The sequence below is a fragment of the Pseudomonas putida S13.1.2 genome (assembly GCF_000498395.2).
In the GTDB taxonomy this organism is placed as follows: domain Bacteria; phylum Pseudomonadota; class Gammaproteobacteria; order Pseudomonadales; family Pseudomonadaceae; genus Aquipseudomonas; species Aquipseudomonas putida_Q.
In genome coordinates, this window is sequence record NZ_CP010979.1 from 3340934 (window position 1) to 3352998 (window position 12065).

A 12065-nucleotide genomic window follows, 5' to 3' on the forward strand; every position below is an offset into this window, starting at 1 on the left:
CCCCTACTTTGACGAAACTTGAGTGAATAGCGCTCAGGGCCGGGACGGCCCGAGCAACTGTTCCTTGAACGGAAGATCAGCCGGAGCGCTGATCAACCCACTGGGCGACCACTGGCCGGTGAAACCCAAAATCAGGTTTTTCGACCAGTCGGCGACCAAGAGAAATTGTGGTATCAGGCGCGATTCCTGCCACCAGGTGTCTTGTTGAACCGGCCCCAGGCTGATCAGGCCTATGGCCACCACTACCAGCAAGGCCCCGCGCGCAGCGCCAAAGGCCATGCCCAGGAAACGATCGGTGCCGGACAGCCCGGTTACACGGATCAGCTCGCCGACCAGGAAGTTGACCATGGCCCCCACCAGCAAGGTGGCGACGAAAAGAATGGCGCAGCCGGCGATGACGCGCATCGATGGCGTCTGGATATAGCTCTCAAGATACACCGAGAGCGAACCGCCGAACATCCACGCAACCGCACCGGCAATGATCCAGATGAGCAACGACAAGGCTTCCTTGACGAAGCCGCGCTTGAGACTGATCAGTGTGGAGACGGCGATGATCGCGATGATCGCCCAATCAACCAAGGTAAATGCCACGGTGCTGCCTGCAGACGTTTGAGGCGGCGCATTTTACCAGAGCGACGGGCTAGGAGTAAGCGGAATGTCGGGTGGATTGGTGTTGGCTTTATCGCCGGCAAACCAGCTCCCGTAGAGAAAGCACAGCCCTTGAGGTCAATGCGATCGCGGTGGGAGCTGGCTTGCCAGCGATGGGCGGCAAAGCCGCCCTGGTGATTTCAGCTGCGTTCTGGCTGGAAACGCACCACAAAGCCCTTGAGGCTGTTCTGGCGGTTGATGGCATCGCGCGTGCGCTCGGCTTCGGCCCGCTCGATCAGTGGCCCGACATACACCCGGTTCATCCCGCCCGCCGAGCGGATATAGGCGTTGTAGCCCTGGCTGCGCAGGGTTTGCTGCAGCTTTTCGGCACCGGCACGGTTGGACAGGCTGGCCAACTGGATGGACCAGCTGACAGGCAAGCCATTGACGTCGATCTTCGAGGGGGCAGCCGCCTTGGCCACTGCCGTGGCAGGTGCCGGGGTGGCCACCGGCTTAGGCTCGGCCTTGGGTGCCGGGGCCTGCGGCTTGGCCGGCTGAACCTGCGCCTGGGTCTGCGGCGATGGCGTGATCGGCTGGCTGGGGGTAGCGGGCGGCGCAGTAGACTCATCGACCACCACCGGTGGCTGCTGCGGCTCTTGCGCAATGACCTGCGGCTCCGGCACGGCGACCGGGTCCACTTTCACTTCCGGCAGGCTTGGCATGGCCGGTGCCTGCGGGGCCTCGACGTGCACCTGGCGCATCTCGTCCTCGCGGGTGAACAGCATCGGCAGGAAAATCACCGCCAGCGCCACCAGCACCAGCGCACCCACCATGCGCTGTTTCATCCCTTTATCCAGCACTGCCATCTACTCCACCCTCCTGGGCGTGCCGCTCCAGCCACTCCAGCGCCTGGGCAACACAGAAAAACGAACCGAACAGCAGGACCTGATCATCTGCCGTCGCCTGAGCGCACTGCCCTTCAAGGGCGGCGTCGACGCTGGCATAAGACTTCACCGCAGCACCGAGGTTCGTCAAGGCCGTGGCCAGTACTGCAGCCGGGCGGCTGCGGGGAGTATCCAGCGGCGCCACGGCCCAGTCGTCGACCAGGCCCTGCAGCGGCGCGACAACGCCATCCAGGTCCTTGTCGGCGAGCAGGCCGAACACCACCAGGCGACGCCCCTTGAGCGGCCGGGCCGCCAGGCGCCGGGCCAGGTACTCCGCTGCATGGGGATTGTGCCCCACGTCCAGCAGCAGCTCCACCGGCTTGCCCTGCCAGTTCACCATGCGGCGATCGAGGCGGCCGGTGATGCGGGTAGCCAGCAGCGCCTCGCGCACCTGCGCGGCATCCCACGGCAGACCCATCAGCAGGTAAGCCTGCAGGGCCAGCGTGGCGTTTTCCATGGGCAGGTCAAGCAAAGGCAGGTCGCGCAGCGCTACCTGCGTACCGTCAGCCGCCGTACCGCGCCAGTGCCAGCTGCCAGCGGCAATGGCCAGGTCGAAGTCACGGCCGCGCAGGAACAGCGGCGCTGCCAGTTCGGCGGCCTTGTCCAGCAACGGCTGCGGCGGGTCCAGGTCCCCGCACAGGGCCGGTTTGCCCGGGCGGAAGATGCCGGCCTTCTCGAAGGCCACAAGCTCGCGAGTATCGCCCAGGTAATCGACATGGTCGACGCCGATACTGGTCACCAGGGCCAGGTCGGCGTCCACCACGTTCACGGTGTCCAGGCGGCCACCAAGCCCCACTTCCAGCACCACGGCATCCAGCTGCGACTGGTAGAACAACCAGAACGCTGCCAGCGTGCCCATCTCGAAGTAGGTCAGGGAAATTTCGCCCCGCGCCGCCTCGACGGCGGCGAAGGCTTCGCACAGGCGCTCATCGCTGGCTTCTTGACCATCGATCACTACCCGCTCGTTGTAACGCAACAGGTGCGGCGAGCTGTACACGCCGACCTTGAGCCCCTGGGCGCGCAGCAGCGAGGCCACGAACGCGCAGGTCGAGCCCTTGCCGTTGGTGCCGGTTACCGTCACCACGCGCGGTGCCAGCTTGCCCAGCGCCAGCCGCGCAAGCACCTTCTGCGACCGCTCCAGGCCCATGTCGATGGCCGAGGGGTGCAACTGCTCGAGGTAGGCGAGCCATTCGCCCAGGGATCGTTGTGTCATCACGCGACAGCAGCCGCCTCACGCGCTTGCTCCGGTGTTTCCTGGCCAGTCATCTGCGCCAGCAGGCGGGCCAGACGCGGGCGCAGTTCGCCACGGGAGATGATCAGGTCGATAGCACCGTGCTCCAGCAGGAACTCGCTGCGCTGGAAGCCTTCTGGCAGCTTCTCGCGGACGGTCTGCTCGATCACACGCGGGCCGGCAAAGCCGATCAGGGCCTTTGGCTCACCGACGATCACGTCGCCGAGCATCGCCAGGCTGGCAGAAACGCCGCCGTACACCGGGTCGGTCAGCACCGAGATGAACGGGATGCCTTCTTCGCGCAGGCGCGCCAGCACGGCCGACGTCTTGGCCATCTGCATCAGCGAGATCAGCGCTTCCTGCATGCGCGCACCGCCCGAGGCGGAGAAACAGACCATCGGGCAGCGGTGTTCCAGGGCGTAGTTGGCCGCGCGCACGAAGCGCTCGCCGACGATGGCACCCATGGAGCCGCCCATGAACGAGAACTCGAAGGCGCTGACCACGATCGGCATGCCCATCAGGGTGCCGCTCATGGAGATCAGCGCGTCTTTTTCGCCGGTCTGCTTCTGGGCGCCGGTCAGGCGGTCCTTGTACTTCTTGCCGTCACGGAACTTCAGGCGGTCGACCGGCTCCAGGTCGGCACCCAGTTCGGCACGGCCTTCGGCATCCAGGAAGATATCGATGCGTGCACGTGCGCCGATGCGCATGTGGTGGTTGCACTTGGGGCAGACATCCAGGGTTTTTTCCAGCTCCGGACGATACAGCACGGCCTCGCAGGACGGGCACTTGTGCCACAGGCCCTCAGGCACCGAGCTCTTCTTCACCTCGGAACGCATGATCGAAGGGATCAGTTTGTCGACTAACCAGTTGCTCATGCTTTCTTTCTCCAGTATTGGCAGGCGGGGGTCGGCGTCACCGGCCCTGCCCTGCCCTTGAGCTCAAAATCTTGTATGAAACGATGATGGACCGGCCACCGGGGCTTCCAGCGTGCCACTCCACCGCTAATGTGTTGTTGTGCCGCCACCGGCGGCTGCCCCGCAGGGCTGCGAAAGCTATGGACGATGGCGCGCAGCCAGCCGTCACATCTGCCATCACGCCTGTTTCACCGCCTGCATGAAGGCCTCGATTTTCGCCGCGTCCTTGATGCCCTTGGCCTGTTCGACGCCACCGCTGACATCCACCGCATAAGGCCGCACCTGGGCAATGGCCTGGCCGACGTTATCGGCCGACAGCCCGCCCGCCAGGATGATGGGCTTGCTCAGGTGTGCCGGCACCAGTGACCAGTCGAACGCCTCACCGGTTCCCCCGGGTACGCCTGCCACGTAGGTGTCGAGCAATATGCCGCGGGCCCCTGCGTAAAGCTGGCAGGCTGCCTCCAGGTCGTCGCCCGGGCGCACGCGCAGGGCCTTGATCCAGGGCCGGTGATAGCCTTCGCAGTCTTGCGGGGTTTCGTCGCCGTGGAACTGTAGCAGGTCCAGTGGAACCACTTCGAGGATCTCGTTCAGCTCGCAACGCGAGGCATTGACGAACAGCCCGACCGTGGTCACGAACGGTGGCAACTCGGCAATGATCGCCCGCGCCTGGCGCACGTCAACGGCTCGCGGGCTCTTGGCATAGAAGACAAAGCCGATGGCATCGGCACCCGCTTCGGCAGCGGCCAGTGCGTCTTCGATACGGGTAATCCCGCAGATCTTGCTGCGAACATTGCTCATGGACAGCGAACCCTGATTGTTACGGTGAAAGGCCGGATGTTAGCAAATGGCTTTTCGTCCGTCAGTCTGCCAACGCCTCGTAGCCCGTCAAAAAGTGTGGGCCGATGTAACGCTGGGGCAGCGCATATTCCTCGGGGTACTCCACCTGGACCAGGTAAAGCCCGTACGGATGGGCCGTGACCCCGCCTTCCCGGCGGTTGCGCCCTTCCAGCACTTCACGCGCCCAGGTGACAGGGCGCTCGCCGGCACCGATGGCCGTCAGCACACCGACAATGTTGCGCACCATGTGGTGCAGGAAGGCAGTGGCGCGTACGTCCAGCACAATCATCTGGCCATGGCGGGTAACGCGCAGGTGGTAGATGTGCTTGATCGGCGACTTGGCCTGGCACTGGCTGGCGCGGAAGGCGCTGAAGTCGTGGGTGCCAAGCAGGAACCGGGCCGCTTCGGCCATGCGCTCGACGTCCAGCGGGCGGTGGTTCCAGGTCACTTCCTCGGCCAGGTGCGCCGGGCGGATCGGGTCGTTGTAGATGACGTAGCGGTAGCGCCGCGCACACGCCTTGAAGCGGGCATGGAAGTCGGCCGGCATCGGCCGCGACCAGACCACGCTGATGTCGTGCGGCAGGTTGAAATTGGTACCCAGGGTCCAGGCGCGTTCGTCGCGCACGGCGCGGGTATCGAAGTGCACGACCTGGCCGCAGCCATGCACGCCGGCATCGGTGCGCCCGGCACAGATCACCGAAATCGGTTCGTTGGCGACCTTGGACAGCGCTTGTTCCAGCGCTTGCTGGACACTGGATACACCACTGGCCTGGCGCTGCCAGCCGCGGTAGCGGGCGCCCTTGTATTCCACGCCAAGGGCGATTCGGGAGTAGCCTTCGGCCGCGGATTCGGCGGTAGCGGTGTCGATGATGTCCAAGCGCATGAAACCTGTGGGGTGTACGGAATGGCGGGGATTATAACGACAACGGCAGCCTTGTAGGGCTGCCATTGGAGGTGTGTAGCGCTTGCGGGCGTCTTCGCGGGCTTGCCCGCTCCCACAGGTTACTCACAAGGTCGAAGACTTGTGGAGAACCTGTGGGAGCGGGCAAGCCCGCGAAGACGCCTGCCCTGCTTGCATCAGACCAGGCGAGAGAGCATGTCCTCGGCTTCCTGGCGCTGGCTGTCGTCGCCGTCCTTGACCACTTCATCAAGGATGTCGCGCGCGCCCTGGTTGTCACCCATGTCGATGTAGGCGCGGGCCAGGTCGAGCTTGGTGGCCACTTCGTCGCTGCCGGAGAAGAAGTCGAAGTCCAGGTCGTCCAAAGGCTCGGGCTCAGGCTGCGCAGCCGCATCTTCGCTGGTGAAGTGTGGCTCCAGCGATGGCGATTCGAGGCTTTGCGACAGCTTGTCCAGTTCGGCGTTGACGTCGTCCAGCTCCGAGGCAAAGCTCTTGGCGGCAGGCGAATCGTCCTCCAGCGACAGCGACAAGTCGAAGTCCGATGGCATGTCGAAATCGGAGACTGGGTCAAACTCCGGCACGCTGTCGAAGGCAGCCAGTTCGGCGGCGACGTCCACCGGGGCCTCTTGCGCTGCAGCCGGGGCGGCCGGGGCAACCGGTTCACTGACATCGAGGTCGAAATCGGACAGGTCAACAGCAGGCTGCGGCTCGGCCTGGGCCAGCATGGCTTCGAAATCGGCGTCGGCGTCGGCTTGCAGATCGGCATCCACGGCAAACGGCTGCTCTTCTGGCTGAACCTCTTCAAGCACAGGCTCATCCAGCACAGGCTCGGCAATCACCCGCTCGTCGGGTACAGGCTCCTGGGGCGCCGGCTCGTCCAGCAACGGCGCTGCCAGCGGGTCTTGCTCCGCCAGGTCTTCACCCAGGCTCAGGTCGAAGGCGCTGTCCAGGCCCTGCTCATCCAGGCCCGATGCATCCAGGGTCGACACCTCTTCGAAGGCATCCAGCTCTGCTTCAGGCTCTGCTTGCGCCACAACCTCTGGCTCAGCCTCTACCTGCGGCTCGAACTCAGGCACCTCGTCAGGCACCACATCGGCAACCACCGGCGCCTCAGGCTCGTCGTGCAGCAACTCCTGCACGTACTGCTCATCCATCTCGGCAGCCAGCGCTGCCGCACCCAGGCCGGCAGCGGCCAGGCCAAGCATGGCCGGGTATCGCTCTTTCAGCCCGGCAACCTGGGCAGTATTGTGCTCACTGGCTTGCAGCTTGCGCTCCTGTTCGGCGAACGCGCTCTGGTCACCCTGGCGGGCATACACGTCCATCAGTTTCAGGCGCAGGTCGTCACGCTCCGGCGAGGCGTCCACAGCGGGCTCCAGCAGTTCGGTGGCGCGGTTCAGGCGGCCCTCGGCCAGGCATTGATCAACTTCGGCCAACAGCGCGGCGTGCGGGTCTGCGTACGGCTCAGGCTCGCGTTCTGCCTCGGCGGCGGGTGCTGCCACTTTTTCCGCAGCAACGGCAGCGGCAGCCGAAGCTGCGACCACGGCTGGCGACAGGGTCACGCTCGGCTCCGAGATTTCGACGCCGTCGAGGCTCTCGCTATCGTTGTCGAAACCTGTGCCTTGCTCTTCTTCCAGCGCCCGCGCCATGCGCAGGTGCTTTTCAGCCTCTTGCTGGGCCTTGCGCTTGCGCGCCAGCAGCCAAAGCAACAAGGCCAGCACCAGTATGCTGGAGCCGGCAATCAGCCAAAGCAGCCACGGGTTGCCCAGGACCTGGTCGAGTGCGCTGCCCGGCTGGCTGGCTGGCGCTGGCTTGGGTGCGGTATCGACGGCAGCGGGTGCAGGCTTGACCGCTGGCTGAGCGGCTTCCGCCGCCTGGGGCGGAGCAGCAGCAGCAGCCACTGCCGGAGCGGCAGCACCCTGGCCTTCGAGACGCGCCAGCTGGTCGTTCTTCAGCTCGATCAGACGCTGCAGCTTGTCCAGCTGGCTTTGCAGGTCGGTCATGCGGCTTTTGAGTTCGTCGTTGTCGCGGCGACTGGTGTCCAGGCTTTCCTGGGCCACAGCCAGCTTGTCGCTGAGTGCCTTGGCCTGGCCGGCACCGGCCTGGTTGCCCGGGCTGACCAGGCGCAGGTTGTCGCCCTGGGCGATACGCGACGGGGCGGCCTCGGCGGCGCCACGGCGGGTAGCGTCGAGCTGGCGGGCACGCGGGCCCAGGCGGCGGCCTTCACGCCAGGCGGCATACTGTTCGGCCACCTCGCTGTTTGCCTCGCCCTGGGCAATGTTCTGGATCTGCTGCTGGTCGGGCAGGCGCAGCACCTGGCCAACCTTCAGCTGGTTGATGTTGTTGCCGATGAAGGCGTCCGGGTTCAGCGCCTGGATCGCGATCATGGTCTGCTGGATCGAGCCACCCTGGGTGTTGCGCGCAGCAATTTGCCACAGGGTGTCGCGGCGCTGGGTGGTGTAGTTGCTGGCACCGGTTGCGGCCGGTGTGACATTGCCCGCCGCTGGCTTGTCGCCCTGGGCCTTGGCCTGGTCCAGCAACACGCTGTAGTCACGCAGCAGACGGCCCTGCGGCCACATCACCTGGACCAGGAACTTGACCACTGGCCCCGGCAGCGGCTGGCTGGAGGTAACCCGCAGCACGCTCTTGCCGTTGGGGTTGATCACCGGTGTGAAGGTCAGGTCTTCGAGGTACGTGGGAAACGCCACCCCGGCCTTGCTGAACTCTTCCGGTGGCGCCAGGCTTGGCGCCACTTCGGCGGCTTTGAGGTCGCGCACGTCGAGCAATTCGATCTCGGCGTCCAGCGGCTGATTCTGTGCCGACTTCAGGGTCAGCTCCCCCAGGCCCAGCGCATTCGCCATGCCAGACGACAGCGCGGATGCTGCAGCCATGGCCAGAACCAGTTTGCGAATTCGAAGCATGACCTCTTCCCTTGTATGAATCGTCCCGAAACCTGCAAGCAGAGCAGGACAAAAGTGCTCGCCAGTATCTTTTACAGCATCTGTTTAATCAACAATTGCGCCACTTGCACGGCATTGAGCGCGGCGCCTTTGCGCACGTTGTCGGTGGTCAGCCAGAGGTTGAGCTGCTGGTCTTCATCAATACCGTGACGTACACGACCAACATAGACCACGTCTTGGCCGACTGCGTCACCGACTGGGGTCGGATAATCATCACGTTCCACCAGCTCGACACTCTCGGCTGCCTCCAGCGCCTGGTTGACCGCTGCCAGGTCGACCGGGCGACGGCTTTGCACGGCCACACTGAAGCTATCGCCGAAAAACACCGGGACTTGAACGCAGCTCACCGAAATCTTCAATTCAGGCATGCCCAGCAGCACGCGCAACTCGCTGACCAGGCGGCGCTCCAGCGCTGTATGGCCTTGCTCATCGGCGGCCCCCACCTGGGCCAGCAGGTTGAATGCCACCTGGCGGTCGAAGAAACGCGGCTCCAGTGGCCGGGCATTGAGCAGTTCGGCCGTTTGCCGGGCCAGTTCGCTGACCGCTTCGCGGCCTTGCGCGGACACCGCCAGCGACGCCATCACCTGCACCCGCTCAATGTCCAGCAGGCCCTTGAGCGGTGCCAGCGCCACCGCCACGGCAACTGCGGCCGAGCACGGGCTGACGATGCGTGCTGGCAGCGCCAGGCCGGCCAGGCGCTCTGCGTTGGCTTCAGGCACCAGGGCCAGCGCATCGTCCAGGCCACCAGACAGGTCGATGACCGTGCAGCCCGCCTGCAGCGCCTTGCTGGCAAAGCTGCGGCTGACTGCGGCGCCAGTGGCAAAGAAGGCCAGCTTGACCTGGGCAAAGTCGAAGCTGTCGACTTCACGCACCTTGAGCTTCTTGCCAGCGAACATCACGCTGCTGCCCGCCGACTCCATGCTGGCCAGCAGGTGCAAGGTGGCGACCGGGAACGCCAGCTCTTCGAGCACCTGTACCAGGGTTTCACCGACGCTGCCGGTGGCGCCGACGACGGCGATATCGAAAGTAGGGTTCATGATGCGGGCTGCCTCAGGCGAAACGGGAGCGGCACTTTACTCGCATTGCCCGGGCGAGGCCAACGCTGCTTGCGGTGCAAGGCCGCCACTGTCGTACATAAGATCCGCAAGCCTGCCCGACCGCCTGTGGGAGCGGGTTTACCCGCCAACACCGGCACAGCCGGTGCCATGCACCGCGCCGCCTGCTTCGCGGGTGAACCCGCTCCCACAGGGGGCAAGGAGGACTTCAGATCTTGTGCAAGCCTGGGACTGCCCAACTGTTCCCTCAGAACTGCTTCTCCAGCTTGAGGCTGACGCTGTTGCGCTCCCAGCTGTACAGCCAGTCGACATTGCTGTTCACCTTGTTGTACTTGAAGGTCAGGCTGGGTACCAGGTCATGGAAGGCCAGGCGCGGTGCGCGCACGATAAAGGTATAGCCCTGCTCTTCCTCATGGCGCCGGTCATCGAGCAGAGCACTGTAGGCGTCGTACTGGCGAGCACGCCAGGAGGCGAACAGCACGGTGCTCAGGCCGATATCGAAGTCCTTGGCCACGCCCAGGCGCAGGCCGCGCTGGAAGTAGGCCTCGGTAGCGTCGCGGGTGTTGCGGTCGGTGAGGTCGAAACCGCCGAACAGCACCCATTGCTGCGGCAGGGCTTGCCACAGGGTGGCGTACACCGAGGCAGCGCTGCCGTCATAGATGTCGGCGGCCTGACGGCGGTAAGCCATGTCCTTGTATTCACCTTCCAGCTTGAGCATGCGCGTGGCCGAAAGGTTGTGCATCCATTCACCGCGCAGGCCCCAGGCCGAGTACATCGGGTCGCTGCCGATGCGGTTGTATTCGAACTGTGGGCCCAGGCTGTACTGGTTGCGCCCGTCCTGATAGCTGTAGCCGGTATTGCCGATGAAGGTGTCTTCGTTGTACCTGGCCTCTTTGTCGTAGGCCTGCCCATAGGCCAGCGCCCGGGCAAACACGCCATGGTGGCCGGACAGCGCAACGCGCTTGTTCAATGTGGCTTCGTAGTCGATGCCCTGTGCCGACACCGCCTTGGGCATCTTGCGTTCGACCAGGTACACGCCGTCGCTGGTTTCCAGCTGGTAGCGGGTGGTGCTTTCGGAGGACTGATTGAGGTTGTCGTTCCAGGTCGGGCCGACGGCCAGCGAGCCCTGCCAGCGTTCGCGGTGGTCCAGCGCCTCGATGAAACTGTCGACGGTATTGCCCAGGCCCTGGTTGCGCGCATCGGCCGGGCCGAGGCTCTGGCTGATCTGGCGGAAAGCGTCAGTGGATTCGCGATCCTTGCGGTTCTCGAACAGTACCCGGGCCAGTTCCAGCTGGCCGGGGAGAAAGTCGCCCTGCAGCGCGAGCAATTTGCGGTAGTGCGCCTCGGCCTGGTCAAGGTCGCCGCGCGAGCGCGCCAGTGCGCCATCGGCGTAGGCCAACAGCATCGGGTCGTGGCCTGGCAGCGTAACGTAGCGGGCACGGAAGGCGGTCACGTCGGACCATTGCTGACGCTGCACCGAGACATAGAGGGCACGGCCGAGGTCGTTGAGGTTGTTCTCGACCCGATACGTCTGGCCATCGATGACCAGCGTGGTGCCGGCGATTTCGTCCTTGAGCAGCTCGCGCTCCTGGCGGTTGGCGCGGTATTCGATGCTCTGATTGAGGCGCAGGTTGGTGTCCTGGTCGGCCAACGCGGTGATGGGGAAGGAAAGCGGGAGGGACAGCAACAAGAGGTAATGCAGGCGTGAAGGCTGGGGCATTGCTCGGCTCTCGGGGTGCCTTGAAAAAGCTGCAATCAGGGCCGCATAGCAGCCCTGATGCACTTGACTGACCAGCATCAAGCGGGTCGGCTTACTTCTTCACACCACCGAACGCGGTGTCGTAATTGCGGTCGGCGAATTTCGCGATACCGGCCAGAGAGGCCGTGGCACCAGCGCCGAAGAAGCTGCCTTGGGTAGTACCGGTAGAAAGCTGCGCGTTGGTGGTCGAATTGCGCGCTACAGCCGCACCCGAGAACGCAGCCGTTGACTTATCGATGTTGGCCGCCAGCTGGACTTTCAGCGCACCATTAGCCAGGTTACCAGTGAGCGTTGGGGCAGCTGCGCCAAAGGAGGCAGTCAGATCACCCGACAACAGGTTGGCACCGGAGTAGTTGCTGATGCCCTGGACTGCATAGGTGACATTGGTGGTCGGCAGCACCCGCCCGGTATTGTCGCCAGAGTAGTAAACGACACGGGTCGGATCATTGGTGGTGCCATTCTGCGACCACTCACCGAAATACACCTGCTGGTTCGAAACCTGCTTGAAGTCGAAGTTGCCCAGTGCAGCGTGCGAGGCCGGCATCATCGCTGGGGTGATGGTGGTCACACCATTGCTGTCGGCCGGAACCATGCCCTTGAGGCCACTGAAGCCAACCTTCGCACCCCCGTAGAAGGCCAGCACGCCAACGGAAGGGGTACCTGCCTGGCTAGCGTGGTTCGGGGTACCGCCATCCGAGCCGGCAACCACAATGGCACCGGTGTAGCTTTGCCCGGAAGCACTGTCGGCTTGCGCGACACCAGCAAGACCCAGCAGGGCAACGGCGAGCAGAGAAACATTCAACACTTTCATTTCATAATCCTTTGATAAGTTAATAGTTTCCAACACACAAGCACATCTGAACATCGACACCTTTCATCCAC

Annotated in this window: 10 protein-coding genes; all 10 read right to left on the reverse strand. The window is 64.2% G+C overall.

Annotation, left to right across the window (positions count from 1 at the left end):
* Positions 1 to 33 precede the first annotated feature (33 nt).
* The gene (locus N805_RS14730) at positions 34 to 591 is read right to left on the reverse strand and encodes a CvpA family protein (RefSeq protein WP_016500859.1); all 558 of its coding nucleotides are present in this window, start codon (positions 589 to 591) and stop codon (positions 34 to 36) included.
* A 197-nt stretch (positions 592 to 788) separates the two neighbouring features.
* Positions 789 to 1454 carry an SPOR domain-containing protein gene (locus N805_RS14735; RefSeq protein WP_019473026.1) on the reverse strand — a complete coding sequence of 222 codons (666 nt, stop codon included), beginning with the start codon at positions 1452 to 1454 and terminating at the stop codon, positions 789 to 791.
* Complete coding sequence (folC, locus tag N805_RS14740) at positions 1438 to 2745, reverse strand: bifunctional tetrahydrofolate synthase/dihydrofolate synthase (RefSeq protein ID WP_019473025.1); 1308 nt, start codon at positions 2743 to 2745, stop codon at positions 1438 to 1440. Before folC ends, N805_RS14735 begins: the two co-directional genes overlap by 17 nt.
* Positions 2745 to 3638 (reverse strand): acetyl-CoA carboxylase, carboxyltransferase subunit beta, encoded by an 894-nt coding sequence (gene accD / locus N805_RS14745; RefSeq protein WP_009686024.1) that lies wholly within the window; start codon positions 3636 to 3638, stop codon positions 2745 to 2747. The genes folC and accD overlap by 1 nt, the downstream gene beginning before the upstream one ends.
* 216 nt (positions 3639 to 3854) lie before the next feature.
* Entirely contained in the window at positions 3855 to 4475 is a 621-nt protein-coding gene (locus tag N805_RS14750) for a phosphoribosylanthranilate isomerase (RefSeq protein WP_016500862.1), read from the reverse strand.
* 61 nt (positions 4476 to 4536) lie between these two features.
* Positions 4537 to 5397, reverse strand: a complete 861-nt coding sequence (gene truA / locus N805_RS14755; RefSeq protein WP_019473024.1) for a tRNA pseudouridine(38-40) synthase TruA — start codon at positions 5395 to 5397, stop codon at positions 4537 to 4539.
* Positions 5398 to 5591: 194 nt separating this feature from the next.
* Positions 5592 to 8330, reverse strand: coding sequence for a FimV/HubP family polar landmark protein (locus N805_RS14760; protein WP_019473023.1), 2739 nt, complete (start codon positions 8328 to 8330; stop codon positions 5592 to 5594).
* Between the two features lie 71 nt (positions 8331 to 8401).
* On the reverse strand, positions 8402 to 9406 hold the full coding sequence (locus N805_RS14765) for an aspartate-semialdehyde dehydrogenase (RefSeq protein ID WP_019473022.1): 1005 nt from the start codon (positions 9404 to 9406) through the stop codon (positions 8402 to 8404).
* A 265-nt stretch (positions 9407 to 9671) separates the two neighbouring features.
* The gene (locus N805_RS14770; protein WP_019473021.1) at positions 9672 to 11144 is read right to left on the reverse strand and encodes a surface lipoprotein assembly modifier; all 1473 of its coding nucleotides are present in this window, start codon (positions 11142 to 11144) and stop codon (positions 9672 to 9674) included.
* Positions 11145 to 11235: 91 nt separating this feature from the next.
* Complete coding sequence (locus N805_RS14775) at positions 11236 to 11994, reverse strand: Slam-dependent surface lipoprotein (protein WP_019473020.1); 759 nt, start codon at positions 11992 to 11994, stop codon at positions 11236 to 11238.
* Positions 11995 to 12065: the final 71 nt, after the last annotated feature.